Source organism: Streptomyces uncialis, from assembly GCF_036250755.1.
Taxonomy (GTDB): Bacteria; Actinomycetota; Actinomycetes; order Streptomycetales; family Streptomycetaceae; genus Streptomyces; species Streptomyces uncialis.
On the sequence record NZ_CP109583.1, the window covers coordinates 8,176,046 to 8,202,356 of the forward strand.

Annotated in this window: 23 protein-coding genes; 11 read left to right on the top strand and 12 right to left on the bottom strand. The window is 74.4% G+C overall.

Translation table 11 applies throughout. The annotated features are described in order from the left end of the window. Positions 1-405: 405 nt before the first annotated feature. On the bottom strand, positions 406-1,644 hold the full coding sequence (locus OG711_RS34315; RefSeq protein ID WP_245877066.1) for a glycosyltransferase: 1,239 nt from the start codon (positions 1,642-1,644) through the stop codon (positions 406-408). Between the two features lie 59 nt (positions 1,645-1,703). Here OG711_RS34315 and OG711_RS34320 point away from each other — a divergent pair, with 59 nt between their 5' ends. After that, positions 1,704-2,519, top strand: coding sequence for a glutamate racemase (locus OG711_RS34320; protein ID WP_405646924.1), 816 nt, complete (start codon positions 1,704-1,706; stop codon positions 2,517-2,519). 73 nt (positions 2,520-2,592) lie between these two features. Then, complete coding sequence (locus OG711_RS34325) at positions 2,593-3,162, top strand: hypothetical protein (RefSeq protein WP_073795960.1); 570 nt, start codon at positions 2,593-2,595, stop codon at positions 3,160-3,162. 82 nt (positions 3,163-3,244) lie between these two features. Here OG711_RS34325 and OG711_RS34330 read toward each other — a convergent pair whose 3' ends face one another. Then, positions 3,245-4,342 carry an O-antigen ligase family protein gene (locus OG711_RS34330; RefSeq protein ID WP_329562492.1) on the bottom strand — a complete coding sequence of 366 codons (1,098 nt, stop codon included), beginning with the start codon at positions 4,340-4,342 and terminating at the stop codon, positions 3,245-3,247. 197 nt (positions 4,343-4,539) lie between these two features. Between OG711_RS34330 and lnt the strand changes: the two genes are divergently transcribed. Next, positions 4,540-6,174, top strand: a complete 1,635-nt coding sequence (gene lnt, locus OG711_RS34335; protein ID WP_329562495.1) for an apolipoprotein N-acyltransferase — start codon at positions 4,540-4,542, stop codon at positions 6,172-6,174. A 96-nt stretch (positions 6,175-6,270) separates the two neighbouring features. After that, positions 6,271-6,744, top strand: coding sequence for an NUDIX hydrolase (locus OG711_RS34340; protein WP_073795832.1), 474 nt, complete (start codon positions 6,271-6,273; stop codon positions 6,742-6,744). Between the two features lie 66 nt (positions 6,745-6,810). On the opposite strand, the gene OG711_RS34345 is transcribed toward OG711_RS34340, so the two are convergent. Beyond that, complete coding sequence (locus OG711_RS34345) at positions 6,811-7,755, bottom strand: SGNH/GDSL hydrolase family protein (protein WP_329562497.1); 945 nt, start codon at positions 7,753-7,755, stop codon at positions 6,811-6,813. 393 nt (positions 7,756-8,148) lie between these two features. On the opposite strand from OG711_RS34345, the gene OG711_RS34350 reads away from it, so the two are divergent. The 5 genes from OG711_RS34350 (at position 8,149) to OG711_RS34370 (ending at position 14,584) form a co-directional block, all read left to right on the top strand. Further along, positions 8,149-9,075 (top strand): potassium-transporting ATPase subunit C, encoded by a 927-nt coding sequence (locus tag OG711_RS34350; protein ID WP_329562499.1) that lies wholly within the window; start codon positions 8,149-8,151, stop codon positions 9,073-9,075. 1 nt (position 9,076) lies between these two features. After that, positions 9,077-10,726, top strand: a complete 1,650-nt coding sequence (gene kdpA / locus OG711_RS34355) for a potassium-transporting ATPase subunit KdpA (RefSeq protein ID WP_329562501.1) — start codon at positions 9,077-9,079, stop codon at positions 10,724-10,726. A gap of 350 nt (positions 10,727-11,076) precedes the next feature. After that, positions 11,077-11,982 carry a glycoside hydrolase family 19 protein gene (locus OG711_RS34360; protein WP_073795821.1) on the top strand — a complete coding sequence of 302 codons (906 nt, stop codon included), beginning with the start codon at positions 11,077-11,079 and terminating at the stop codon, positions 11,980-11,982. Positions 11,983-12,659: 677 nt separating this feature from the next. After that, positions 12,660-13,715 (top strand): NADP-dependent oxidoreductase, encoded by a 1,056-nt coding sequence (locus tag OG711_RS34365; RefSeq protein ID WP_329562504.1) that lies wholly within the window; start codon positions 12,660-12,662, stop codon positions 13,713-13,715. A 170-nt stretch (positions 13,716-13,885) separates the two neighbouring features. Further along, positions 13,886-14,584 (top strand): GNAT family N-acetyltransferase, encoded by a 699-nt coding sequence (locus OG711_RS34370; protein WP_073795955.1) that lies wholly within the window; start codon positions 13,886-13,888, stop codon positions 14,582-14,584. A 133-nt stretch (positions 14,585-14,717) separates the two neighbouring features. On the opposite strand, the gene OG711_RS34375 is transcribed toward OG711_RS34370, so the two are convergent. Both OG711_RS34375 and OG711_RS34380 read right to left on the bottom strand, forming a co-directional pair. Continuing rightward, a complete protein-coding gene (locus tag OG711_RS34375) occupies positions 14,718-15,236 on the bottom strand; it encodes a hypothetical protein (protein ID WP_329562506.1) in 519 nt (172 codons plus the stop codon). A gap of 214 nt (positions 15,237-15,450) precedes the next feature. Continuing rightward, positions 15,451-16,449: a fibronectin type III domain-containing protein gene (locus OG711_RS34380; RefSeq protein ID WP_329562508.1), complete on the bottom strand. Its 999-nt coding sequence runs from the start codon at positions 16,447-16,449 to the stop codon at positions 15,451-15,453. 202 nt (positions 16,450-16,651) lie between these two features. Between OG711_RS34380 and OG711_RS34385 the strand changes: the two genes are divergently transcribed. Then, positions 16,652-17,416, top strand: a complete 765-nt coding sequence (locus tag OG711_RS34385) for a glycoside hydrolase family 75 protein (RefSeq protein WP_329562510.1) — start codon at positions 16,652-16,654, stop codon at positions 17,414-17,416. 196 nt (positions 17,417-17,612) lie between these two features. Here the strand turns inward: OG711_RS34385 and OG711_RS34390 are convergent, their stop codons facing one another. From OG711_RS34390 to OG711_RS34420, 7 genes are all read right to left on the bottom strand, one after another. Further along, positions 17,613-18,062 carry a PTS-dependent dihydroxyacetone kinase phosphotransferase subunit DhaM gene (locus tag OG711_RS34390; protein ID WP_073795813.1) on the bottom strand — a complete coding sequence of 150 codons (450 nt, stop codon included), beginning with the start codon at positions 18,060-18,062 and terminating at the stop codon, positions 17,613-17,615. Positions 18,063-18,066: 4 nt separating this feature from the next. After that, positions 18,067-18,687 carry a dihydroxyacetone kinase subunit DhaL gene (dhaL, locus tag OG711_RS34395; protein WP_329562512.1) on the bottom strand — a complete coding sequence of 207 codons (621 nt, stop codon included), beginning with the start codon at positions 18,685-18,687 and terminating at the stop codon, positions 18,067-18,069. Positions 18,688-18,797: 110 nt separating this feature from the next. Then, positions 18,798-19,790: a dihydroxyacetone kinase subunit DhaK gene (gene dhaK / locus OG711_RS34400; RefSeq protein WP_073795809.1), complete on the bottom strand. Its 993-nt coding sequence runs from the start codon at positions 19,788-19,790 to the stop codon at positions 18,798-18,800. Positions 19,791-20,177: 387 nt separating this feature from the next. After that, the gene (locus tag OG711_RS34405) at positions 20,178-21,638 is read right to left on the bottom strand and encodes an MFS transporter (RefSeq protein WP_329562514.1); all 1,461 of its coding nucleotides are present in this window, start codon (positions 21,636-21,638) and stop codon (positions 20,178-20,180) included. Then, a complete protein-coding gene (locus OG711_RS34410) occupies positions 21,635-22,417 on the bottom strand; it encodes an ArsR/SmtB family transcription factor (protein WP_329562516.1) in 783 nt (260 codons plus the stop codon). The genes OG711_RS34405 and OG711_RS34410 overlap by 4 nt, the downstream gene beginning before the upstream one ends. Positions 22,418-22,570: 153 nt before the next feature. Beyond that, positions 22,571-23,518: an SDR family oxidoreductase gene (locus OG711_RS34415; protein ID WP_329562518.1), complete on the bottom strand. Its 948-nt coding sequence runs from the start codon at positions 23,516-23,518 to the stop codon at positions 22,571-22,573. Positions 23,519-23,614: 96 nt separating this feature from the next. Further along, on the bottom strand, positions 23,615-24,208 hold the full coding sequence (locus OG711_RS34420; protein WP_073795790.1) for a TetR/AcrR family transcriptional regulator: 594 nt from the start codon (positions 24,206-24,208) through the stop codon (positions 23,615-23,617). Positions 24,209-24,274: 66 nt separating this feature from the next. Here OG711_RS34420 and OG711_RS34425 point away from each other — a divergent pair, with 66 nt between their 5' ends. Beyond that, the gene (locus tag OG711_RS34425) at positions 24,275-26,260 is read left to right on the top strand and encodes an ABC transporter ATP-binding protein (protein WP_329562522.1); all 1,986 of its coding nucleotides are present in this window, start codon (positions 24,275-24,277) and stop codon (positions 26,258-26,260) included. The last annotated feature ends 51 nt before the right edge of the window (positions 26,261-26,311 follow it).

Genomic DNA, 26,311 nt, shown 5'->3' on the forward strand with positions numbered 1-26,311 from the left:
CTCGTCGTAGCCGCGGATACCCAATCCGAGCGAACCCGGGAAAATCGGTCGCATGAGGGCGTAGGAATCCTGTAAAGGCGGAGTTCCCGGCAGGTTACCGCCGGTTGACCAGTGGTCATCCCCGTCGGCCGGAAATCCGTCCGTTCACCCGCCGCGCGTCCGCGCGCCGTTCGGCGAACACGGCGCACCAAGAACCGCCGCACCGTAGGGAACCGCTCACGCGGGCCCGGCCGTGAACAGCGGCGATGGAAGCGAACATGTCATCAGCACCTCATCCGCACACCATCCGCACGGTGTCCGTCCGGCGTTCACCGAAAGCGCCGAGGACCACCGCCGCGGTATCCGCGTCCCGTCCGAAAACGGATCACGGACGACGACAGCGCACCCGCGGGTGATCACTCCCGGTCACTGCTCGCCCGGGGCCACCCCGGCGTCCCCGGCGGCCAGCCCCGGCTCCCCCGGCGGACGGCCGGGGGGCACCCGGTCCGGCCGGGTGTAGGTACGGCCCTTCCAGCCCGTGCCGAGCCCCCGGTGGTGCCGTACCGCCGACTCCACCGTCATCAACAGGTACAGCAGGGCCGTGAACGGCAGCAGCGGCGCCGTCCACGCGCTCTCCCGGTAGTAGCGCAGCATCGGCAGATACGTCAGCGTCATCACCAGCCACGCCAGCCCGCCCAGGACCACCGGTGCCGCACCCGGCACGGTGCCCGTGGCACCGAGCACGACCGCGGCCGGGGGCACCAGGTACACCAGCGCGAGCCCCAGCACCGTCGCCACGAGCACCGCCGGGCGGTACCGCAGCTGCGCGTAGGCGCTGCGCGACACCATCCGCCAGACATCCGCCAGCCGGGGGCAGGGCCGCACACTGTCCACCTGGTCCGCGAGCCCCAGCCAGATCCGCCCGCCCGCGGCCTTCACCGCACGCGCCAGCGACACATCGTCGATCAGCGCGCCCCGGATCACCTCCGGCACCCCCGCCCGCTCCGCCGTCTCCGACCGCAGCAGCACACAGCCACCCGCCGCCGCGGCCGACCGCCCGCCCGGACGGTCCACCCGGCGGAACGGGTAGAGCTGCGCGAAGAAGTACACGAACGCCGGGACGAGCAGCCGCTCCCAGCCGCTCACCATCCGCAGCCGCGCCATCAGCGAGACCAGGTCGTAGCCGCCGGACTCCGCCGCCGTCACCAGCCGCTGGACGCTCGAAGGCCCGTGCGCGATGTCCGCGTCGGTGAACAGCAGATACCGGGGCGCGCCCTCCCGGGCCTGCGCCATCCCGTGCCGCAGCGCCCACAGCTTGCCCGTCCAGCCCTCCGGCGGCTCACCCGGCGACGTCACCGTGAGCGGGGCGCCCCCGTACCGCCCGGCCAGCGCGCGGGCCAGCTCGCCCGTACCGTCCGAGCTGCCGTCGTCCACCAGGAAGACCTCCAGCCGCCCCGGATAGTCCTGGGTCAGCAGCGACGGCAGGGTCCGCGGCAGTATCGCCGCCTCGTCACGGGCCGGGACGACCACGGCGACCGACGGCCACACCCGTGGCGCCCGCCCCAGCGGCAGCCGGACATCGGTCCGCCAGAAGAAGCCCTGGCCCAGCAGCAGCCACAGCCAGGCGGCGAGAGAAACAGCGGTCACCCACACCCACACGCTCACCCGCCGCAGTCTGCCCCACGACCCCGGGCCGGGCGATGCCCATCGTCTATGGTGACCGGGTGAAGATCGCGCTCATGGACTCCGGTATCGGACTGCTCGCCGCCGCCGCCGCGGTGCGCCGGCTGCGCCCCGACGCCGACCTCGTCCTCTCCTCGGACCCCGACGGCATGCCCTGGGGTCCCCGTACCCCCGAGGGTGTCGCCGAGCGCGCGCTGATCGTCGCCGAGGCCGCCGCGGAGACCGGCGCGGACGCCCTGATCGTCGCCTGCAACACCGCGTCCGTGCACGCGCTGCCCGCCCTGCGCGCCCGCCTCGAACCGGCGCTCCCGGTCATCGGCACCGTCCCCGCGATCAAGCCCGCCGCCGCCGGTGGCGCGGCCTTCGCGATCTGGGCGACCCCCGCCACCACCGGCAGCCCCTACCAGCGCGGGCTGCTCACCGAGTTCGCCGCCGGGGCCGCCGCCACCGAGGTCCCGTGCCCCGGACTCGCGGACGCCATCGAGCAGGCCGACGAGGACGCGATCGACCGCGCCGTCGCCGCCGCGGCGGCCCGCACCCCGAACGGCGTAACCGCCGTCGTCCTCGGCTGCACCCACTACGAACTGGTCGCCGAACGCGTCCGCGCCGCCGTCCGCGCACCCCTCGCCCAGCTGCCCGCCGCGCCGTCCCAGCCGGTGCCCCCGCTGATCCTGCACGGCTCCGCCGGGGCCGTCGCGGCCCAGGCGCTGCGCCGGATCGGGGTGAGCCCCGACCCGCAGGCGCCCCCTGTCGGATCGGTCACAGTCCTGCACAGCGGACGCCCGGCGAGCCTGTCGACACGCGCCCTCGCGTATGTCGAGGGACGGCTGCTGGCCGCCGTGGGCCAGCCCCGATAGCCTCCGGGCGCGCCCCGCCGTCACCCTCCGTGCTCCCCTGCCCCCGGTGCTGTTCGTCGGTACGCTCGACAGCATGAGGGACCACGCGCACGGCGATCGGGGCCCCACCGAGGGCCCCGACGAGATCTGGACCGGACGAGCGAGCAACCGCGTGCAGTGGCTGCTCGCCCTGGCGGGCGCCGCCTGTATCGCGCTCGGCGTCGAACTTGCTGTCGTCTCCGAGTGGGACAGCGGCGTCCTCGCCCTGGTGATGTCGGTCGTCGGCTGCATCGCGGCTGGGCTGCTCGTCCTGTTCGGCACCGTGGCGTTCGTCCATGTGGCCGTGCGCGTCGACGCCGACTCCCTGGAGGTCCGCTGCGGCCATATGGGACTGCCCCGGCGCCGTATCCCGCTGGCGCAGATCGTGGGTGTCGACTTCGCCCCCGCGGTCACCCCCCGGCAGTGGGGCGGCTGGGGCTACCGCTGGCGGCCCGAGATCGGTACGGCCGTGATCGTGCGCCGCGGCGAGGCCGTCGTGCTCAGCCTCGGCGACGGCCGCAAGTTCACCGTGACCGTGGACGACGCCGAGGCGGCCGTCCGGATCATCCGCGCCCGGCTCGGCCCGCCCTCCACCCCGGTCGCCCCCACAGCGGTCCGACCCTGATCCACCGACCGGGGACGCCCCGCCAGGTAGGCCGCCGTCCGCCCCAGGGCGCGCGCCCCCGCATCCGTACGCGGCGTCCCGGTCAGTCCGGTGGCGCGGCGGCGGACGGCAGGGGCTCCGGGGACAGCGGCCGGGCCGTCGCGACCCCCGCGAGGAGCCCCGCGCCCACCGTCACCACCATGAAGCTCAGCGCGTCCCCGACCGCCGCCAGGGCCGCCAGCGCGGTGAGCGACGCTCCCGCCGTCAGCACCACACCGGTCGGCCGCGGTGAGAGCGCCAGGGCGTGCAGCACCCAGCAGAACACCGCCCCGAGCAGCGCCACCCCCACCAGCCCCTGCTCCGCGGCCTGCTGGAACAGCGCCGAATGCGGCCGTCCGTCCGGGACGACCGACTCCGCGACCGTCGGACTCAGCCCGCCGAAGAGGTTCGGACCGACCCCGGCCCACGGGTGGTCCCGTGTCATCTCCAGCGCGTCACGCCACAGCAGCACCCGGTACGGGGTGAGCTGGCCCTCCAGCGAACTCATCAGCCCGTCCGGGAGGACATCGGCCGCGACCGCCCAGGCCGCCGCCCCGACCCCCGCGACGGCGAGCCCGTAGCAGCTCAGCGCCGGGGCCCGCCGGGCCGTCCGGGCGGCGGCCGGGGAGATCAGCAGCACCCCGGCGCACAGGGTCAGCCCCGCGAGCGAGTCGAGGAGCAGGGCGCTCAGCGTCACCAGCACGGCGAGCGTCCACAGCGCGCGGCGGGCCCCGCGGTGCCGTGCCGCCCACGCCGCGCAGCAGGCCGCGCCGGTGGCCAGCGCGAGCAGAGCCGCCGCCGCGCCCCCGTGGCCCAGCGGCGAGGAACCCTCGGGGGCGGCCCGCAGATGCGGGAGGAGGAAGGCGAGGACGGCACCGGCGAGCGCGCCGACGGCCGGGGCGCCCACCGGGAACACGGCCCCGAAGATCCGGCCCGCGGCATAGGCGGCGGCCATCGCGAGGACGGCGAGCAGCAGTCCCTCGGGCCGTCCGCCGGTCGCCGCCGCGGTCATCAGCGCCCAGCCGGAACAGGCCGCAAGCAGGATCATGCCGACCGCGTCGGACGTGGGGCCGTGCGCGTCGGCCGCCCGTACCGTGCTCGCGGCGGACCGCTCGGCCGTGCCGCTCCCGCGCGCTGTCCCCGCGCGCCCCGCAGACCCCATCCGTCGCCCCCCGACGTCATGACGGGCCCCGGCGGCGGACCCCCTCCGGCCGTTCGTCCAGGGCTGCGGCACACGGTAACCGCTGGTACCGGCTTTGGGCACTCCCCGTGCCGACCTCGTCCGGTTCGCCACGGGCCCCTTCCCGGGGGCGCCTTGCCCCCGGGAGGTATCCGGGACCCGACCCGTAGACTCGCGGGGTGACCGTCACCGCCACCCCGCCAGACGAGCCGGAGCGGCCCGGCGCGACCGAGGCGGCCTCCACGCGCGCGTCCCGTGCCGTACACCGGCTCCTGCCCACCCTCGTCGCCGCGCTCTCCGGCGTACTGCTCTATGTGAGCTTCCCGCCGCGCACCCTGTGGTGGCTCGCGCTGCCCGCCTTCGCCGGGCTCGGCTGGGCGGTGCGCGGGCGGTCCTGGAAGGCCGGGCTCGGCCTCGGCTACGTCTTCGGGCTCGGGTTCCTGCTGCCGCTGCTGGTGTGGACCGGGGTCGAGGTGGGCCCCGGCCCGTGGGTGGCGCTGGTGGCCATCGAGGCCCTCTTCGTCGGTCTCGTCGGCGCCGGGGCCGCGCTGGTGTCCCGGCTGCCGGGCTGGCCGCTGTGGGCCGCCGCCCTGTGGATCGCCGGTGAGGCGGCACGCGCGCGCGTGCCGTTCGAGGGCTTCCCCTGGGGCAAGGTCGCCTTCGGCCAGGCCGACGGCGCGTTCCTGCCGCTCGCCGCCCTCGGCGGCACCCCGGTCCTCGGCTTCGCCGTCGCCCTGTGCGGCTTCGGGCTGTACGAGGCGGTACGGCTGGCCGCCGACGCCCGGGGCGGCCGGAGCGTACGCCGGGCCGCCGCCGTCGCCGCCGCGGTGGCCGTGGTCCTCCCGCTCGCCGCCGCCTTCGCCGCGCGTCCGCTCGTCGGCGCGGAGGCCGAGGACGGCACGGCGACCGTCGCCGTGATCCAGGGCAACGTCCCGCGGATGGGCCTGGACTTCAACGCCCAGCGCCGGGCCGTCCTCGACCACCATGTCAAGGAGACCGTGCGGCTCGCGGACGAGGTGCGGGCGGGCCGCGCGAAGCAGCCCGACTTCGTGCTGTGGCCGGAGAACTCGTCCGACATCGACCCGTTCCGCAACGACGACGCGCGCGAGGCGATCGATCGGGCCGTCACCGCCATCGGGGCACCGGTCTCCGTCGGCGCGGTCGTCGAGTCGGACGACGGCCGGCTGCTGAACGAGCAGGTCCTGTGGGACCCGGACAAGGGACCCGTCGACACCTACGACAAGCGGCAGATCCAGCCGTTCGGCGAGTACATCCCGCTGCGCTCGGTCATCAGCGTCTTCAGCAGCGACGTCGACATGGTCCGCAAGGACTTCAGCCGGGGCTCGGAACCGGGCGTCTTCACGATGGCGGGCACCCGGGTCGGGATCGCCACCTGTTACGAGGCGGCCTTCGACTGGGCGGTGCGCGACACCGTCACGGGCGGCGCCCAACTGCTGTCGGTACCGAGCAACAACGCCACCTTCGGGCGCAGCGAGATGACCTACCAGCAGCTCGCGATGTCCCGTATCCGCGCGGTCGAGCACAGCCGTACGGTCGCCGTACCGGTCACCAGCGGCGTCAGCGCCGTGATCATGCCGGACGGCCGGGTCGTGGACCGCACCCGGATGTTCACCGCGGACTCGCTGGTGGCCGAGGTGCCGCTGCGCTCGTCGCGGACGCCCGCGACCCGGCTGGGCACGGCACCGGAGGCGGTGCTGGTCCTGATCGCGGCGGGGGGCCTCGGCTGGACGGCGGCGCGTGCCGCGCGGGCCCGCGCGGCACGTACGGGAGAGCGCTCCCCGGCTCGTGTCTGACGGTTCGCGGCCAGGTGCGGTGCCGGGCGTCGCGGGCCGCGCGGCGCGTCCGGGAGAGTGATCCCGGGGGCCTTGAGCAGGCCCTAGGGTCGGGACATGGCTACTCCTGACTTCATCCGTGAACTCCGTACCACCGCCGGGCACCAGCTGTTGTGGCTTCCCGGGGTCACCGCGATCGTCGTGGACGACGACGACCGCGTCCTGCTCGGACGCCGCAGCGACACCGGTGAGTGGGCGGTGATCGGCGGTATCCCGGAGCCGGGGGAGCAGCCCGCCGTGTGCGCGGTGCGTGAGGTGTACGAGGAGACCGCGGTGCACTGCGTCGCGGAACGCGTCCTCCTGGTGCAGGCGTTGTCGCCGGTGCGGTACGACAACGGCGATGTGTGCCAGTACATGGACATCACGTTCCGCTGCCGGGCCGTCGGCGGGGAGGCCCGGGTCAACGACGACGAGTCGCTGGAGGTCGGCTGGTTCGCCGTCGACTCGCTGCCGGAGCTGGGGGAGTCGACGCTGCTGCGGATCAAGCTGGCGTTCTCGGACGACCCGGCGTGGTTCGAACCCGTGGAGTGAACCGGTCCCGCACAGCCGTCACCCACATGGGTGCATCGGGAGCGCGGGGGACCGTGGCGCGCGGGCTCAGCGCCGGTGCTCCGCCACCGTGGCCGTGATGGCGCGCGCGATCCGGGTGATACCGGGGGAGGGGACCGGACACGGCCTCGACCGGGGGGTCGTGGGTGCCAGACAGAAGTGCAGATAGTCGTCGTCGCGGTGCAGCGCGGTACGGTCCCGGGCCCGGTCGGTGCAGGCTCCCGCCGTCGTCCGCTCCCGCTCGGTGCAGGGCAGGTACTGGGTCCAGGTGTGGCGGGCGCCGGGCGCGCTGACCGCCGCGCCCGCGTCGGCCAGGAGCTCCCCGGTGTCCCGCGCGCGTTCCGCGTACACGGCGTTGACCTCGCGGACACGGTCCGGGGTGATCGGGTCCGGCCCCTGGAGCACCCAGACGCTCCGGGGCGGCGTCATCCCCGCGCGGCGGGCGGCGGCGGAGATCTGCCCGGACAGCCGCCCGGCGTCGGCCGCGTAGCGCTGGAAGTACGCCGCGGGGGACGCCTCGTGGGTGAGGCCGCCCATACAGGGCGTGTATCCCCAGGAGTTGCCCCAGAACTGGAGCACCACATAGTCGGGCCGCTCCTTGACGACGAGCGTCGCCGCCTTGTGCTCCGTGGGGACGAGGGAGTCCTCGCCGGTGCCCTCCAGGTAGTCGCACAGTGTGGTGCCCGACCGGGGCGCGCTGGTGTACCGCGCCCCGAGCTCGTCCCGCAGTTGCTTCCCGAGCACGTCCTGGTTCTCCATGGCGAGCGAGTCGCCGAGGTACAGCACCCGGGGGCCCTTCCTGGGGGTGGGGGAGGGCCGGGGCGGCCGGGTGGCCTCGGGTGACGCGGCGGGCCGCTGCTGGGTGGTGGCCGGCGGACGGCCGGTCTCCTCGCGGGTGGGGGCGGGCGGCGCGGCGGCCGGTGACGACGGGTCCCCGCAGCCGGTGAGCAGCAGCAGCCCGAGCACGGGGACGACGGCCCATGGCTTCCGCATGCGGTAACCCCCGGTAAGTGTCAGCGGAACGGTCCCTCAGGCAAACACACGCCCCCGAGCCGTGAAAGTGCGGATCGCGCCACGCGAGGCATGGGTTTTCAGCCACGCGCGGGCGGTACGGGAGTGCCGGTACGGGATCGCCTCGCACCGGGTCGGCGTCAGCGTCGCGTAAGCGCCGGGCCGATCGCCGTATGCGACGCGTCAGGGGACGCGGGACCCCCGGGTCCGCCGCCCTAGCGTCGGCGGCGCGGCCCCGGCGGCGGACGCCCGGCACACGCCCATCGCCTCGTCCCCGACCGCCCCATGGCCGATCCCCGCCCCCCGCTTCCCGCCCCCCGTATCCCGTATCCCGAGGAGCATTTCCATGGCAGTACTCCGGCCGGAGCGCGCACGATGACGCCCTCCGGTGGCGGGCCACCGCCCCCGCGCCGATTCCCCGCGCCGCCCGCGTGGGCCGCCCGGCACCTCGTCGCGGTACGGGTCGTCCTCGTCCTGACGCTGCTCGTCGGCCTCGGGTATCCGCTCGCCATGACCGCCGCGGCCCGGCTGCCCGGACTGCGGGACGCGGCCCAGGGCTCACCGCTCACCGGTCCCGGCGGCGAACACCTCGGCAGCACGCTGATCGGCCAGTCGTTCACGGACCCCGACGGCACCCCGCTGCCCGGCCGGTTCCAGCCCCGCCCCTCGCACGCGGGGGACGGCTACGACGCGCTGGCGTCCGGCGCCGGGAACCTCGGACCGGAGTCCACGGTCGACACACCGCCCACCGGCGGCGAGCCGGGCACCCCGGCGCTGCTCACCCAGGTCTGCGCGCGCAGCAAGGCGATCGGGCAGCGGGAAGGCGTCGACGGGTCCCGCCCCTACTGCACCGCCGACGGCGTCGGCGCGGTGCTCGGGGTGTTCCGCGCGGACGGCGCCACCGGCACCGCCACCCGGGTCGTGAGCCTCAACCAGCCCTGTCCCGCCCGCCCGTTCCGCGCCCGCTACGAAGGGGTCCCGGTCGAGTGCGCCCGCCCCGGCGAGGACCACTCGGCGGCCGTCGTCACCCCCGTCCGGGGCGGCGCGCCCGCCCGGCCCCGTGTCCCCGGGGACGCGGTCACCGCGAGCGGCAGCGGACTCGACCCCCACATCAGCCCCGGCTACGCCCGGCTCCAGACCCCACGGGTGGCCAGGGAACGGGGCATCGGCGAGGACGTCGTACGGGCCCTGGTCGCCGGCTGCACCACCGGACGCCCGCTCGGTGTGCTCGGGGAACCCACGGTGAACGTCGTCCGGCTGAACGCGGAGCTCGACCGCGTCCGTCCCGGCGAAGGGGGCTGACATGCACGGCTGGCTCCAGGCCGCCCTCGTCGTCGCCGTGGTGGTGGGACTGCATGTCCCGCTCGGCGACCATATGGCCCGGGTCCTCGGCGGGGCACGCCACACCCGGGCGGAGCGGGTGCTGTACCGGTTCCTCGGTGTCGACCCGGACCGCGAACAGCACTGGCGGCACTATCTGTCCGCCGTGCTCGCGTTCACCACGGCCGGGATCGCCGCGCTGTTCGCGCTCTTCACCTGGCAGCACGAACTGCCCTGGTCCACCGGCCACGACGGCATGCCGTGGCGGCTCGCCCTGCACACCGCCGTCAGCTTCACCACCAACACCAGCTGGCAGAACTACGCGGCCGAGGACACCACCGGCCATCTCGCCGTGATGGCGGGCCTCGGCACCCAGGCGTTCGCCTCGGCAGCCGTCGGGATATGTGTGGCGCTCGCGCTGATCCGGGGGCTGATCCGGCAAGGAGGGGACGCACTCGGGAACTTCTGGGTCGACCTGACCCGTACCGTGTTCCGCGTCCTGCTGCCGCTCGCCGCCGTCGCCGGGCTGTTGTTCATCGCGCTCGGGGTACCGCAGACCCTCGGCGCCCCGCAGCCGGTGACCACCGTCGCGGGCGGTACGCAGGTCCTGCCCGGCGGCCCGGTGGGCTCCTGGGAGTCGGTCAAGCTGTTGTCGGGGGACGGTGGCGGCTTCTTCAACGCGAGCAGCGCGCATCCCTACGAGAACCCCTCGGCGTGGTCCAACGCGCTGTCGGCCGTGCTGATGCTGCTGATCCCGACCGCGTTCGTCCGCACCTACGGACGGCTCATCGGTTCGACCCGGCAGAGCTGGACCCTGCTCGCCGTCGTCGGTGTGCTCTTCGGGCTGCTCGCCACCGCCGCGACCCTGGCACAGGGCGCCGGGGGCGGGACGGTCACCGAGGCGGTCGGCGGTCAGTACGAGGGGACCGAGACCCGGATCGGTGTCCCGGGCTCCACCCTGTTCGGGATCGCGGCCACCGCGAGCGCGGACGGCGCGGGAGGCTCCTCGTACGACAGTTTCTCCGCGTTGGGGGGCGGGGTGCTGCTCAGCGCGATGATGCTCGGTGAGATCGCCCCGGGTGGTACCGGCAGCGGGCTGTACGGGCTGCTGATCGCGGTGCTGGTGGCCATGTTCGTCGGCGGACTGATGGTCGGCCGGACGCCCGAGTACCTCGGCAAGCGGCTGGGGTGGCGGGAGATGCGGTTCGTCGCCCTGTACACGCTGGTCGCCCCCGTCACGATCCTGTCCTGCGCCGCCCTCGCGGTCGCGCTGGGGCCCGGGGTCTCGTCGATGGACGAGCCGGGACCGCACGGGCTGACCGAACTGGTCTACGCGTACACGTCCGGTGTGGTGAGCAACGGCAGCGCGATGGCGGGCTTCGACGGCACCACCGACTTCCATCAACTGCTGATGACCGCGGCGATGCTGATCGGCCGCTATCTGCCGATGGTGTTCCTGCTGGCCCTCGCCGGGCGGCTGGCGCGCCTGACTCCGTCGGCGGTCACCTCCGGCACCCTTCGGGCCCGCGGCGCGGCCTTCGTGGTCCTCGCGACCGGTTCCGCGCTGATCCTGGCCCTGCTCAACTTCCTGCCCGTCCTGTCGCTGGGCCCGCTGGCGGAAGGTCTGGGGTGAGCTGCCGGGGTGCGCGGGGGAGCGGACGGCATGTGCGAGAGAGCGACACGTCCCCATATATGAGCAGGACAGGGTGAGTTGCGCGAAAGGCGCGGCGTATTGCCGCCATATCCCGTGCACCGTGCGGTGGTTGGTGGGTCGGGAGGGCCGCCGGAAGCTATTTGTGGCCGGATTCCGGTGACCTAATTGGTCTAAACCCTTGACTGGTACAGACCAAGGCGATTGAGTGGCAGCCCACCCCCCACAGCGGTCCGCCCGTCGCGTATCAGCCGCCCCCAACCGGCAGTGCGCGGGACCCACTCCGTCCCCTGTCACGGGCGAGGCCGTACGCGCAACGAGGAGTAGATCGCATGTCCAAGCGACGCTTCACCGCCGTACTCGCCGCCCTCGCCGTCGCCGGCGGGGCCGCGGTGATCATCCCGGCGACGCAGGCCGCGGCCGCGCCCTGTTCGAGCTACCAGTCATGGGTGCGCGGCCAGTCGTACCAGGTCGGCGACATCGTGCGGTACACCGACGGCCGGGCCTACATCGCCGAGCACGCCAACCCCGGCTACGACCCGACCGTCTCCACCTGGTTCTGGAACCCCCACACGTGCGAGACCGGGCCCGTCGAGCCCGAACCCACGGAACCGGCCGGCGACTTCGTGGTGAGCTCCGCGCAGTTCAACCAGATGTTCCCGGGCCGCAACTCCTTCTACACGTACGCCGGGCTCAAGGCCGCGCTCAGCGCCTACCCGGCCTTCGCGAAGACGGGCAGCGACACGCTCAAGAAGCAGGAGGCCGCGGCCTTCCTCGCCAACATCAACCACGAGACCGGCGGCCTCGTCCACGTCGTCGAGCAGAACACCGCCAACTACCCGCACTACTGCGACGCGAGCCAGCCCTACGGCTGCCCCGCGGGCCAGGCGGCGTACTACGGACGCGGCCCCATCCAGCTCAGCTGGAACTTCAACTACAAGGCCGCCGGTGACGCGCTCGGCATCGACCTGCTGCGCAACCCCTCGCTCGTCCAGAACGACTCGGCCGTCGCCTGGAAGACCGCCCTGTGGTACTGGAACACCCAGTCCGGTCCCGGCACGATGACCGGCCACAACGCGATGGTGAACGGCGCCGGGTTCGGCCAGACCATCCGCAGCATCAACGGCTCCCTGGAGTGCGACGGCCGCAACCCCGCGCAGGTCCAGAGCCGCATCAACTCCTACCAGCGGTTCGCCGGCGTCCTCGGCGTCCCCACGGGAGGCAACCTCTCCTGCTGACCCGCGTCGGCCGCCCCTCCCCAGGGGCGGCCCGACCCGCACGGCGGACCCAGACCAGCGGGCGCCCGGGGTGAACCGCCCCCCGGGCGCTTCTGCTGTTTTCCGCACCACCGTCTTCCCGGTGCCTACGGCTGTCCTCCCGGTGCCGTACCCCGTGTCCACGGCCGGCTTCCCAGCGCCGTGCCCACGGCGAGGGGCCGGACCCGCACCCGGCCGCCGCCGAGACTCCGCTCGTCCCGCGCCGGTCACCCCTGCGGGTGGATCACGCGCCGCGCCTGTGACGGCAGGCCGTACGCGGCCCCGTGTCCGTCCCGCAGCGCAAGCGCACACGATCAGTGCCCCGACCCCGTGCCGCGCCCCGCCGCACGGGGTCTTCGGCGTCACCGGGAGCGTCCGGTCCGACGGGCGTGAAGCGGGCGGGTGCGACAAGGTGGGCCGACCGGGTACGGGCCGGTGACGATGCCCGGGGCGCCCCGCCGGAGCGGGCGGGGGCGGGCGGGCCGGGCGCTCACGGAAGCCGGGGGTCCGGGGGCCCGCAGGGGATCGTTGCGGCCGTATGAACACTCCGGCGGCCGGGGAATACCGGCGTGCCCCTCCGTGCTTGGTGCCGATGTCGCAGATGGAGAGTCGCAGGTGGAGAGCAGGCAGCCCGCCGACGAGCGAGAGGATGAGGTCCCATGCCGAAGGCATTCGTGTTCACCCGTCACGGCGGCCCCGAGGCCCAGGCCCTCGTGGACCGGGCCAAGCCCGTGCCGGGCCCGGGTGAACTCCTGGTCGCCGTACGGGCCGCCGGGGTCAACCCGGTCGACTGGAAGCTCCGGGAAGGGCTGCGCAGACCGGGCGCCGGGGAACCGCGCTTCCCGGTGGTCCTCGGCAGCGAGGTCGCGGGGACCGTCGAGGCGCTGGGGCCGGACGTCAGCGGGTTCCAGGTGGGGGACGCCGTCTTCGGCAACCCGTCGGACGGCGGCTACGCCGAGTACACCCTGTTGCCCGTCGCCCTCGCCGCCCGTAAACCGGACGCGGTCTCCTTCACCGACGCGGCGGCCCTGCCCGTCGCCGCGGCCACCGCCCTGGACGGAGTGCGTCAGCTCGCCCTGCCCCGGGGCGCGACCCTGCTGGTGACGGGCGCGGGCGGCGGGGTCGGCGCCTCGGCCCTGCAACTCGCCGTGGCCTCGGGTCTGCGGGTCGTGGGGCTCGCGAGCGCCGGGAAGAAGGAGTTCGTGGAGTCCCTGGGCGCCGTGCACGTGGCCTCCGGCCCCGGCTTCGCCGCCCGGGTGGGCGCCGTCACCCCGGACGGCGTGGACGGTGTGCTCGACCTCGTGGGCGGTGAGGTGCTCCAGGAGGCCGGGCCGCTGGTCGCCGACCGGACGAAGTTGGTCAGCGCCGGGGACCGGGAAGGCGTCACCCGGCTCGGCGGCGCCTTCGTGGTCCGCGCCCGTGCCGCCGACGTCCTCGGTGAACTGGCCGCCCGGGTGGCCGACGGCTCCCTAGACCCCCGGGTCACCCGCGTCGTGCCGCTGGACCGCGCGGCCGAGGCGCTGCGCGAGGTCGAGGAGGGGCACGCCCGGGGAAAGACGGTCATCGAGATCGGCGGCGGTGACCCCGGCGGTGACCCCGGCGGACATCCCGGTGGGCACGTCGGCCGAGATCCTGACGGGCATTCCGGCGGGCGTCCTGGTGGGCACTCCGGCGGAGACCGTGACGGGCGTCCCGGTGGGGAGGCCCGCCGGTGAGCGCCCCGTCCCGTACCGCCGAACTGTCCGCATCCGGCCCTGCTCCGGCGACCGTCCTCGCCACGGCTGCTGGTCCCGTGCGGGATCCGGGTACCGGTACGCCCGCCGGTGCCGCCCCCGGCGCGGACCCCGGTACCGCGGACGGTCCCGCGCTCGACGAGGCGTCCGCGCTGACCGGGGTGCCGCACATCCTCGACAATCCGGCGTACGCCGCGCTCCACGGTCCGCACGCGCGCTTCGCGGAGCGCGTCGGCCGGGTCGTCCGCTATCAGCTGGACGTGTCGCCCTGGCTCGGGATGCCCGAGGAGCCGGGCCCGCAGGACTGGGCGGACCTCGCCGCGCTGGTGGGGCCGGACACCGAGGTGCCGCTCCCGGCGACCGGGGTGACCCTGCCCGAGGGCTGGACGCTGGTCGACCGGCTGGCCGGGGTCCAGTTCGTGGACGCCGGTCTGGTGGCCGCGCATGACGCCGAGGCGGTACGGCTCGGGCCCGCCGATGTGCCCGAGATGCTGGATCTGGTGGCCCGGACCCGGCCGGGGCCGTTCCTGCCCCGGACCGTCGAACTCGGCACGTATCTCGGTATCCGCCGGGGCGGCGCGCTGGTCGCGATGGCGGGGGAACGGCTCAGACCGCCGGGCTGGACGGAGATCAGCGCGGTCTGCACCGACCCCGGCCACCAGGGCCAGGGCCTCGCCGCACGGCTGGTGCGCGCGGTCGCGGCCGGTGTCCGGGACCGCGGTGAGGTCCCGTTCCTGCACACCAGCGCGCGCAACACCCACGCCATCCGGGTGTACGAACACATGGGATTCCGGCTGCGCAGGACCACGGAGTTCGGCGCCGCGCGCACCCCGCCGGCCGCAGGACGGTAGCTCCCCGCGCGGCTGCCGCTCCCGCGTCGTACGGCGATGGCCGACGGCTCCACCCCGTACGTCACGGCAAGCCGGTTCCGCGTACGGCGACGGCCGCCGCCCGGGGTGGGCGGCGGCCGTCGGGTGGAACGCCTCAGTGCTGACGCGCCCCGCCTTTGCGCCGTAGGTACAGCACGGTGGCGGCGACACCTGTCAGCACCAGGCCCCCACCGCCGACCAGGGTGAGGGTGCGGTGGTCCGTGGCGCTGCCGCCCAGGCCGCCCCGTACGCCCGCGGGTGCGGTCGTCGACGACAGGGTCGGTGCCGCGTTGACGGTGACCGATCTGGTCCCCGCCGTGGAGCCGTTGCCGCACACCACCGACACCGAGTAGGTGCCGGAGCCGACGTTCGTCCAGGTGGCGGACTGGGTGGCCCCCGTGCTGAGGGTGGCCTGCCGTCCCTGGGAGAAGTCCGCCTGGGTGCCCGTCATCAGCGACGCGGTGCCGCCCCCGGCGCAGGCACCGGTGCTGACCTGCACCGTCGACCCGGACGAGGTGACCGTGATGCCCGGAACCCCGGTGCCCCCGGCGAACACGGGGGAGGCCGTCGCCAGTGGTATCGCGGCGGCGGCCACCGCGAGTCCGGCGCGGACGGCTATCTGAGTGGTGCGCATGTGTCTGCCCTCCGACGGCACGGTTGGCGGTACGTCCCGTGCGCCGCCGAGGGTGGGGAGTCGTCCGTGCTGCCTGGGTCGAGCCAACGGCCGATCGGAGCGGCCCGCATGCGGGCGCGGTCCGGGCAGGTGACGGGGTCCCACGTCCGGGGGACCCCGCCGCGCGACCGGCGGTACCGGCCGGACCGGGGAACCGCCCCGGCCCGGCCGTCCGCTACCGCTTCGGGGCCTCGCCCGTCACCACGACCCGCTCCGGCGAGTACTCCCCGAACGTGCCGTCCGGCAGCATCGCCTGGATGCGTACGCGATAGGTGACGCCCTTCTCCCGGTCGGCGTAGAAGCTGTGCTTCGCGCGGCCCTTCGGCGGATTGCCGCCCCAGACCAGGGACGTGGTCTGCTCACGGTTGAGCTGGATGCGGTACTGCATCACGACCCCGTCGGTCTCCGGCGGGTTCCACGACAGGTCGATGTGGTACGACCCGTCCTCCTCGCGGGAGACCGCCTCGAACTCGGTCGGCGCCGTGCCCCGGGCGTCCTCCGCGCCCTCGGCGGTCGTCAGCCGCAGCGCGTTGCTCGCGGCCGAGGAGTTGTCGGACGCGTCCCGCGCCTTGACCGTGAAGGTGTAGTCGGTCCCGGGCCGCAGCCCGGTCACCACGGTGCGGGTGGCCTTCGCGCCCGCGCTGTGGATCTTCGTGCCCGACTGGTAGATGTCGTACGACGCGACGGCCTGGTCGTCGGTGGAGCTCTTCCAGGTCAGCAGCGCGCTGCGGGCACCCCGGGCGTCGCCCTTCAGCTCGCCGGGTACCGTCGGCGGCTTCTTGTCGGCCTTCTTGAACCGCGGGGTGGTCACCTTGACGGCCCTGCTCCTGGGGCCGAGGGTGCCGCGGTCGTCGCGCGCCCGGACCGTGAAGGAGTACGAGGCCGAGGGCTTGAGCCCGGATATGTCGACCATGTACTGCTCACCGGGCAGTTCCTTGACCAGTTTCTCGCCCTGGTAGACGGAGTAGCCCTCGACCTTGGCGCCGGGGCCGGGCCGGTTCCACATGACATGGACGGTGCTGGAGCTCCCGGCCTCGGCGGTGACGCCGATGGGCGCGGCGGGCGGTGCGACGGACGGGCCGTCGTCGGTCCACCCGCAGGAGGTCAGGAGGAACGCCGCCGCGCACAGCGGCAGGGCGCGGAGGGGGATGCGGTGTGGGGGGATGCGTCGCACCGTGGTGCCTTCCGGTCGGCATTGGTACAGACCTGTATGACATGAATGTTGAGTGCACATCAAGGGGTTGACAGCGATCCGAAACCGTCCACCGCGTGCGGCGTCTGCGCCGACCGGGTGGCGACACGCCGCGCGACCGCCGGTTCACCCGCCCGTCCGGCCCCGGAGCGATGGAAGGATGTCCCGTAACGGGCACAAATGTGTGACAGCTCGTCACTGTCCGCATCTGGAGGGTCTGTTCATCGTGCACAACCGGACGACGGTACTCGCCACCGCGATCGGCACCGTCCTGCTCGCCCCCGCCGCCCTCTCGGCCGAGGCTCTTCCGCTGCCCCCGCCGCCGCGCTGGGAGCACCGCGCCCCCGTCGTGCGGGAGGCGGCCGTCACGGCCGCCGACCTCCTCGCCGCGGTGAAGGGCTGCGCCCAGGTGTCCCAGGGCAGGTTCCGCACCGACGCCGTCGCGGCGGCGGAGTCCGTCCCGGTGTGCGGGACGGCCGGGGCCGTCCACTGGACCGCCGACATGGACATCGACTGCGACGGCCGCCCCGGGCGGTACTGCAACAAGGAGACCGACCCCTCCTTCACCGCCATGACGGCCTTCCAGCAGTCGGACGGCCGCTATCTGAGCGCCGAGGAACTGCCGTTCATCGTCGTGCCCGCCCGTGGCTCCCGGTGGAAGCACAGCGACCACGGCGTCCACGGCGGCAGCGTCGTCGCCGTGATCCACGAGGACAAGGTGCTGTACGCCGTCGTCGGTGACACCGGCCCGACCGGGATCATCGGTGAGGCGTCGTACGCGGCGGCCGAGGCGCTGGGCATCCCGTCCGATCCCCGGACGGGCGGAGTGCCGTCCGGGGTCACGTACATCGTGTTCAAGGACTCGAAGGCCAAGCCCATCGAGAGCCGTTCGGCCGCCGTCACGGAGGGGGAGCGGCTGGCCCGGGAACTCGTCGCCCGCACCGGCTGACGGACCCGTTGCCCGCGCCCGGCGGGGCCGCTTTGGGGACCGTGCCGCACCGGCTGACGGACCCGTTGCCCGCGCCCGGCCGGGCCGCTTCGGGGGCCGCGCCATGACGACGAGAGCCGCGCGCCCGGCAGGGCGCCCTCGCCGCGAGGGCCCCGCACACGTGCCGTGGCCGGTCGTCCGGCCACGGCAATCCCCGTCACACCTTGCGGTAGTCGTACGCCTCCGTGGCCGCCGTGGCGACCGCGTCCAGATCGGCGCCGGTGGACGCGGTGACCAGCGCGGCGATCGCCCCCTCCACGAACGGCGCGTCCACCAGTCGGGTCGCCTCGGGGAGTTCGTCGCCCTCGGCCAGCAGCGCCTTGACGGTGAGGACCGCGCTGCCGAGATCCGTTAGCACCGCGACCCCCGCGCCCCGGTCGACCCGGGCCGCCGCCACGGAGATCAGTTCCGAGCTCGTACCGAGCCCGCCGCCCTCGGTGCCGCCCGCCGCGGCGATCGGCGCCGGGGCGCCGCCCGCGGCCAGCCCCAGCGCCAGTTCGGCGACCGACGCCGCGACCGCCGCGCTGTGCGACACCAGTACGATGCCGACGACCCGCTCACCGGGCCGTGCGTCCGCCGCCCGCGCGCCCGCGTCGTTCCCTCCCACGGCCTCACTCACCGGACGCCCCCGATCCGGCCGCGTCCGCGAGCGCCGCGATCAGCAGCGCGGACGAGGTCGCCCCCGGGTCCTGATGGCCGATGCTGCGTTCACCGAGATAGCTCGCCCGGCCCTTGCGCGCGAGCATCGGTGTCGTCGCCTCCGCGCCCGCGTCCGCCGCGGCCCGCGCCGCGGCGAACGAGCCGCCGTCGCCCAGCGCGTCCACCGCGGGCAGCAGCGCGTCGAGCATCGTCTTGTCGCCGGGCGCCGCGCCGCCGAGCGTGGCCACCGCGTCGACCCCGGTACGCAGCGCCGCCGCCAGATCGGCCTCGGACACCTCGTCCGCGTCGCCGAGCGCCTTCCCGGTCCGGCGCAGCAGCGTCCCGTACAGCGGGCCCGAAGCACCGCCGACGGTGGAGATGAGCTGACGGCCCGCCAGGACGAGGACGGCGCCCGGTGCCGCCGGGGGCTCCTTGTCCAGGGTGGTCACCACGGCGAGAAAGCCGCGTTGCATGTTGCTGCCGTGGTCGGCGTCCCCGATCGGGGAGTCGAGCGCGGTGAGACTCGCCGCCTCACGGTCCACGGACACGGCGGTCGCGCTCATCCAGCGGCGGAAGAACTCGGAGTCGAGCACTGGGCCTCCTTGCGGTTCATGGGGTCGGGCAGGGGTCGCACCCGGGCGTGTGCGGTTCGTTGTCCGCGCCTTCCGGGCCGCGCCCCTCGCGATGTCGGTTCGTACGGGGGTCACATGCCCCAGCGCAGGCCGGGGGTGCTGACCGGGGCGTCCCACAGGCGCAGCAGCTCCTCGTCGACCTGGCAGAGCGTCACGGACGCGCCCGCCATGTCCAGCGAGGTCACGTAGTTGCCGACCAGGGTCCGGGCCACCGTCACCCCGCGCTCGTCGAGGACCCGCCGTACCTCGGCGTGATACCCGTACAGCTCCAGCAGCGGGGTCGCGCCCATGCCGTTGACGAGGACCAGGACCGGGTTCCGCGGCTCCAGGTCCTCCAGTACGGCCTGCACCGAGAAGTCCGCGATCTCCCGCGCGGTCATCATCGCCCGCCGCTCCCGGCCCGGTTCCCCGTGGATGCCGATGCCGAGCTCCAGCTCACCGGACGGCAGGTCGAACGTCGGACTGCCCTTCGCGGGGGTGGTCACCGAGCTGAGCGCGACCCCGAAGCTGCGGGAGCTCTCGTTCACCTGACGGGCGATCGCCTCGACGCGCGCCAGCGGCATGCCCTCGTCGGCCGCCGCGCCCGCGATCTTCTCCACGAACAGGGTGGCCCCGGTGCCGCGCCGGCCGGCGGTGAAAAGGCTGTCCAGCACCGCCACGTCATCGTTGACCAGGACCTTCGCGACCTGGATGCCCTCGTCCTCGGCGAGCTCGGCCGCCATGTCGAAGTTGAGCACGTCACCGGTGTAGTTCTTGACGACGAACAGCACCCCGGCACCGCTGTCCACGGCCGCCGCGGCCCGCAGCATCTGGTCGGGCACGGGCGAGGTGAAGACCTCGCCCGGACACGCGGCCGAGAGCATTCCCGGCCCCACGAATCCGCCGTGCAGCGGCTCGTGCCCGGACCCGCCGCCCGAGATCAGCCCGACCTTCCCGGCGACGGGCGCGTCCCGGCGCACGATGACCCGGTTCTCCACGTCGACGGTGAGTTCCGGATGTGCCGCGGCCATCCCCCGCAGGGCGTCGGCCACCACGGTCTCGGCGACATTGATGAGCATGCGCAAGGGTTCCTCCCGGGAAGTTCCGGTCGGCCGCACGAGCGGCGTCCCGTCTGATCAGTGGGGATCGGATCGTGGGTGGCTGGGTGGCTGGGTGGCTGGGTGGGGTCGGGACCTGGACGGGCGGGCGGTCGGTGTGCCGGGTGCGGTGACGGGGCGTCCGGCGGGCGGTGTTCGTCCGGCGCGGGTCCGTGCCCGGGTGGCGACAGGCCCAGTATCGAAGACGGCGGGGTGATCAGGCACGACCCGCCCGCCGAATCCCGGAAATCCCCCCGAAGCGCCGGGTGGAAGACCGGGTCGGCCCAGCATCCGCCGGATCTCCGCGACGGTGGTCCCCTCGGGCGGCCGTGCCCCGGCCGTCCGCTTCCTACGGCTGCGGCACCCGCCGCCGGATCAACCCGGGCGACCCTGGGCCATCGGGCGGGCGGGCTCCGTGGCCCGGTCGCCGGTAGCCTCGGGGGACGGACCAGGCCCCGCGCCGGACACCCGGCGCGTCCACAGGAGGGCCGCCGCGAACAGCACGGCCGACACCAGCAGCCAGGGCAGCGGCCCGGCGGGGAGCGCGGTGACCGTCAGGCCCGCGACCACTCCCGCCAGTTGCAGCGCCAGGGACTGCACGGACAGCGCGGTCGCCCGTCCGGCGCTGGTCACGCTCCGGTGCAGCAGGTCGTTCTCGTTGGGCCCCGCCGCGCCCAGACCGAGGTACAGCAGCCCGTAGCCCATGGCCGCCAGCGCCAACGGGGCGCCGTCCGTGGCCGCGCTGGTCACCCCGAGCAGCAGCAGACCGGCGGCACAGACGCTCAGCGACGCCAGCACCGCGCGTTCCCCGCTGCCCGTCAGCCGGGCCGTCAGGGGCGCGAGCTGGTTGCCGAGTGCCGAGCAGACGAACCCGGTGCAGGCGAGCCCGGCGAACAGCACGGCTCCCGACTCCGGGGCGCCCGTCAGGGCCGCCGCCCGTCCCGGGACGAGGAGTTCCACCGTGGCGAGTCCACCGCCCGCCGCCGCCGCGCTCAGCAGCACCCGCCGCACCAGCGCGTTCCGTCCCCCGAGCCGCAGTCCGGCGGCGACGGTCGCGGGAACGCCCCGGAGCACACCCGCCGGTGTCACCGACGGACGTCCGGGTTCCCGGAGCACGGCCAGCACGTACGCGACGAACACCAGCGCGACCGCCGAGCCCATCAGGGGCGGCACGGACAGCGGGAGCACCGCACCCGAGGTCGCCTCGCGCAGCCGCTCGCCCGGGTCCGGGCCGAGGCCCAGCAGCCAGGGCACCCCGCCGCCCACCAGGGTGCCCACCGCGAGCGCGGCCGAGACCGCCGCGCCGCCCCGGGCCAGCCCGGTCCGCAGCTCGGCGCCGGGACCTCGCGCGGCCTGCACGGTGTCGACGTACCAGGCCTCCGCCGGGCCGCTGGAGAGCGCGCGGGCCGCGCCCATCAGGGCCATGCCGACGGTGAGTGCCCAGGCGGTGGTGCCCAGGGCCTGGAAGGTGAAGGCGACGGCGTTCAGCAGTCCGGCGGCGGCCAGGACGGCGCGGCGGCCGATGACGTCCGAGAGCCCGCCGGTGGGCAGTTCGAGCAGCGCCGTGGTGAGGGAGTGCGCGGCGAAGAACCCCGCGACGGCCGTCAGCGCCATGCCCCGCTCGGTGAACAGCAGCACCAGCGGCGCGATGGTCAGCCCTATGGGCAGCCAGAAGAGGGCGCACACGGTGATGTACCGGCGGCGCGCCTTCCGCACGGTCGCGTCCGGGTCCGGGTCCGGGTCTGTGCCTGTGCCCGTGCTCGCGGCGGTCTTCGTGTCGGCCTTGGGCTCGGCGTCGGGTTCGGGTTCGGGTATCGGGGGCGGGGGAGGAGTCATCGGGTGCTCCCGGAGCCCGGCCCGTCTTCGGCTTCCCCGGCGTCGGGGGCTGATCCGGCGTCCGGGGCCGGCTCCGTGCTTTCGGCGGGGCCGGTGTCCTTGGCGTCCACGGTTGACCCCGCGTCCCGGGTGGTGTCCCCGAGGGGGCCGGTGGTGTTCTCGGTGGGCCCGGTGCCCGCTGCCTCCGGGGCGAGCGGGAGGGTGGCGGTGAGCACCACGACCTGTAGTGCGCGGGGGTCCTCGGCGTCCTGGGCGGTCAGTTCGGCCAGGCGCTCCTCGTAGACACGCTGTAGTTCGACGGCCGACTCGGGGGTGAGCCGGGGCAGCAGGTCGGTGATCCCGGAAGGCTCCCGCCACTCCTGGCCCAGCCGCCCGGCCTCCACGTCCGCCTCGTGCTGGTCGAGCGAGGCCGCCAGATGTTCGACCTGCCGTCGTCGCATGGCCGCGACCGCGGCCCGGCCTTCCGAGGACGCGCCCATGGCCTCGTTGCTCCACGAGGTGACCAGATGCTCCGCCCGCCAGCGCCGCTCCCGGCCGTCCCGGTGCACCGCCTCGGCGACGAAGGCGTACTTCGCCAGTACCCGCAGGTGGTAGCTGGTGGACGCGGACGACTCGCCGGTACGGGCCGCCAGCTCGCTGGCGGTCGCCGGACCGTGCTGGCGCAGCAGGCCGAGCAGCCGGATGCGCAGGGGGTGGGTGAGGGCCTTGAGCGCTGCCGCGTCGCGCTCGGGGTCCAGGACACGACGGGTGCCGTCGCGACGGCTCTCTTCGGTGGTCACCTTTCGAGCGTAGGCCGGGCGAGGTGCTTTCCCAAAGTATTTTTGCAGAATATATTTGGGAAAGTTCGGGAGCGTGGATTTCGGGGGTCTGGAGTGGTGAGTGGGCCGGGCCGGGCCGTCGCGGTCAGGCCCGGCCCGGCCGGCGGGGTCCGGTCAGCGGAAGTCGTCGACGTGGTCCCGGGCCCAGGCGGCGAAGGGGCGGGCGGGCCGCCCTGTCGCGGTGGCGGCCGGGAAGCAGGGCGCGGACGATCCCGCCGTGTCCGTGTCCGTGTCCGTGCCGGTGGCGGGGTCGGCGTGCTGGCCCGTGTCCTGGTCGGCGGTGGGGCCGGGGTCCGCTCCGGCGGCCTCGTCCTGTTCGGGGTCGACGGGGTTGCCCTCGTAGTCCGTGAAGCCGAGCAGCATGTCCGCGTTCTCGGCGGCGAAACCGCCCTGGCGGAGATAGTGCTCGCGCGCCTCCTCCGGGGTGACCTCGTCGAAGCGGATCTCCTCGCCCAGGGCGGCGGCGATCGCGCGGACCTGCTCGCGCAGGGTGAGGGGCGCGGGTCCGTCGACCGCGTAGGCGCGGCCCGTGTGCCCGTCCGCCAGCAGGGCGGTGACGGCCATGTCCGCGATGTCCCGCTCGTGCACGGGACGGCTCTCCAGATCGGGATAGGGGTGGCGTACGACCCGCTCCGTACGGATCGGCGGCCCCCACAGGGCGACATGGTTCATGGCGAACTCGCCGGGCCGTACATGGGTCCACTCCAGCCCCGACTCCTCGGCGGCGCGCTCGACGGGCAGGTGGTAGCTGGTGTCGTATCCCGCCGTGACGGCCCCTGAGGACAGCACCACCACGCGCCGGACCCCCGCCTCCCCGGCCAGTGCCATGACCTCGCGGGCCGTGTCGGGCTCCGGGAAGAGATAGAGCCGCTCGACCCCCTTGAGCGCGTCCCGGAGGTCGGCGGGCCTGGTGAGATCGCCCGTCACCGCCTCGGCTCGCGCGGGCAGGCCGGCCCGGCGCGGGTCCCGGGTCAGCGCGCGGACGTCCGCCCCCGCGTCGATCAGTTCGCGCACCACATGACGGCCGACCGTTCCTGTCGCACCGGTCACCAGAATCCTCATGACAGCCCTCCCGTGGTCCTGTGATCCGGGCCGCGCGGGCCCGGGTTCCGTGCGGATGCCCCAGGGCGGCGGTCCGTTCGCCCCGGGGCGGTGTGCTCAGCCCTGTCCGCCGGTGCCGACCTGTCCGCCGGTGCCCAGCGACTTCGAGAGCGACAGCAGGCAAGCCGCCAGCGAGTCGTGCTTGGAGGCTCCGTGGTCGCGTACATGGGTCCACGCCGTGTAGAGCGTGGACCACATCAGTTGCTCCATCCACGCGGCGGTGAACCGCGCGTCCAGGGTCCCCTCCGTGCGGCCCCGGCCCAGCAGGGACCGCAGCGCCACGTCGGTGGCCGACTCCTCCTCCTCGGCCTCGTTCTCCCAGCCGGGCGCCACCAGCATCACGATGTCCCCGAGGTCGAACAGCTCCCGGGCCAGCCGGAGCAGGGCCTCCAGGGCGGGCCCGTCCTCGACGTGGGCCCGGTGGGTCGCGTCGTCGATCTTCTCCGTCGCGTACGTGGAGAGCGCGGCGAGCAGCGCGGAGCGGTCCGCGAAGTACCGCTGGAGGGTGCTGCGGGCCACTCCGGCCACGGTCGCGACCTGGCTGAGCGGGGCGGACTGGTCCTCGCCGAGGACCGCTACGGCGGCGTCGAGGATCGCCAGGCGGGTCCGGGACCGCGTACGGGATTCCTCGGAAGGCATCTGATTGAGCACGCCGTCAGTGTAGACGAATCGGTAATCGGTTGCCGCTTGTCGGGCGGTCATGCTTCACTTTAGGGCATGAGTGACCTATTTTCTGAACCGGCGGGCGGCCGAGCGCCGACCGCGTCCACCACCGCGCCCGCCCCCACCGCCCCCGCGTCCGGCACGTCCGCGCCCGACCGGGACCCGCCCGCCTCCGACCCGCCCGCGCGCGGCGGGCCCGCCTTCGTCCGGCTGCGGGTGCTGTGGAGCTTCGCCCGCCCCCACAAGGGCAGGCTCGCCCTCGGTCTGGTGCTGGCCCTGCTCGGCTCCGCGATGGAACTGGCCACCCCGATGGCGACCAAGGCGGTGCTGGACACCCTCAGCGGGGACGTCCGGTTGGCCTGGCCGATCACCGTCCTGCTCGCGCTGCTCGCCGTCGGCGCGTTCGTCGGCCTCTGGCAGGCGATCCTGCTGGGCACCGTCGCCGAACGCATCGTCCTCGACGCCCGGGAGTCCGTCGTCCGGCGTTACTTCCGCGCCGCCCTGCTTCCCCTGTCCGGACGCTCCACCGGCGAACTCGCCACCCGTGTCACCTCGGACACCGTCCTGCTGCGCGAGGCCGCGTCCTCCAGCGTCGTCGGACTGATCAACGGAGCCGTCCTCCTGGTCGGCACGCTGGTCCTGATGGGCACCCTCGACCTGGTGCTGCTCGGTGTCACCACCGGCGCGGTCGTCGTGATCGCCGTCGTCTTCCTGCTGCTGATGCCGGGCATCGCCACCGAACAGGAGAAGGCGCAGGAAGCTCTCGGGCGGATGGGCGGCGCGCTGGAAGGCGCGCTGCGCGCCCTGCGGACCGTCAAGGCCGCCCGTGCCGAGGAACGCATGGCGGACCGCGTGGTCGTCCACGCGCGCACGGCCGCCGCGCACGGCACCAGCGCCGTCCGGCGCGAGGCCGTCGCCTGGACGGTCGCCTTCGCCGGCATCCAGCTCGCCGTCATCGGCATCCTCGGCTTCGGCGCCTGGCGGGTCTCGGCCGGACATCTGGAGGTCTCCAGCCTGATCGCCTTCCTGCTCTACATGTTCACCCTCATGGGACCCGTCACCGAACTGTCCACCCATATGACCGCCCTCCAGTCCGGCATCGCCGCCGCCGCCCGCATCCGCGAGGTGGAGGCCATCCCCCTGGAGACCGCCCCCGCCGCCCCCGCCGGGCACCCCACGACCCCGCCCGGCAAGACGTTCCCCGCGCCGCGCGCCGACCGCCCCGTGCTCGAACTGCGCGCGGTCACCGCCCGGTACGCCCCCGGCACCGAACCCGCCGTACGCTCCCTGGACCTCGCCGTCCCCGCGCGCGGCCACACCGCCGTGGTGGGCCCCTCCGGCGCGGGCAAGACCACCCTGTTCTCCCTGCTGCTGCGCTTCCTCGACGCCGAGCACGGCGAACTGCGCCTCGACGGCACCCCGTACACCGAACTGTCCGCGGCCGAGGTGCGCGCCCGCTTCGCGTACGTCGAGCAGGACACCCCGCTGATCCCCGGCACCCTCCGCGAGAACCTGCTCCTCGGCCACCCCGACGCCGCGGAGGACGACCTGTACCGCGTCCTGGACGAGGTCCGGCTGGGGGACCACGCCCGCGCGCTGCCCGAAGGGCTCGACACCGAGCTGTCCGCCACCTCCCTCTCCGGCGGCCAGCGGCAGCGGGTGGCACTCGCCCGCGCCCTGCTGCGCGCTCCCGATGTGCTGCTGCTGGACGAGGCGACCGCGCAGATCGACGCCCTGACCGAGGCGGCCGTCACCGAGTACGTCCGCGCCCACGCCGACCGGGCCGCCGTGATCTCCATAGCCCACCGGCTGTCGACCGTGATCAGCGCGGACCGCATCGTCGTGATGGAGGACGGCAGGGTCCGCGCGGTCGGCACCCATCAGGAACTCCTGCGCGCGGACCGCCTCTACCGCGACCTGGTCGAGGCCCTGCACATGTCCGGCGTCCCCGGGGACCCCGGTGCCCGTACGCCGTCGCCGTCGCCGTCGCCGTCGGCGGAGGTGGAGTACGCGGGCGCGGCGGGGGAGCAGCGGGAGTAACCCCCGCCAACACCGGACAGCACATCATCCACACCGGCGGGGAACACGCGT

Coding starts and splice junctions, on each gene's coding strand:
- OG711_RS34325 (WP_073795960.1), top strand. CDS start 2,593: ATGAGGGACCACGCGCACGGCGATCGGGGCCCCACCGAGGGCCCCGAC.
- OG711_RS34330 (WP_329562492.1), bottom strand. CDS start 4,342: ATGGGGTCTGCGGGGCGCGCGGGGACAGCGCGCGGGAGCGGCACGGCC.
- OG711_RS34340 (WP_073795832.1), top strand. CDS start 6,271: ATGGCTACTCCTGACTTCATCCGTGAACTCCGTACCACCGCCGGGCAC.
- OG711_RS34345 (WP_329562497.1), bottom strand. CDS start 7,755: ATGCGGAAGCCATGGGCCGTCGTCCCCGTGCTCGGGCTGCTGCTGCTC.
- OG711_RS34350 (WP_329562499.1), top strand. CDS start 8,149: ATGACGCCCTCCGGTGGCGGGCCACCGCCCCCGCGCCGATTCCCCGCG.
- kdpA (WP_329562501.1), top strand. CDS start 9,077: ATGCACGGCTGGCTCCAGGCCGCCCTCGTCGTCGCCGTGGTGGTGGGA.
- OG711_RS34360 (WP_073795821.1), top strand. CDS start 11,077: ATGTCCAAGCGACGCTTCACCGCCGTACTCGCCGCCCTCGCCGTCGCC.
- OG711_RS34365 (WP_329562504.1), top strand. CDS start 12,660: ATGCCGAAGGCATTCGTGTTCACCCGTCACGGCGGCCCCGAGGCCCAG.
- OG711_RS34375 (WP_329562506.1), bottom strand. CDS start 15,236: ATGCGCACCACTCAGATAGCCGTCCGCGCCGGACTCGCGGTGGCCGCC.
- OG711_RS34405 (WP_329562514.1), bottom strand. CDS start 21,638: ATGACTCCTCCCCCGCCCCCGATACCCGAACCCGAACCCGACGCCGAG.
- OG711_RS34415 (WP_329562518.1), bottom strand. CDS start 23,518: ATGAGGATTCTGGTGACCGGTGCGACAGGAACGGTCGGCCGTCATGTG.
- OG711_RS34425 (WP_329562522.1), top strand. CDS start 24,275: ATGAGTGACCTATTTTCTGAACCGGCGGGCGGCCGAGCGCCGACCGCG.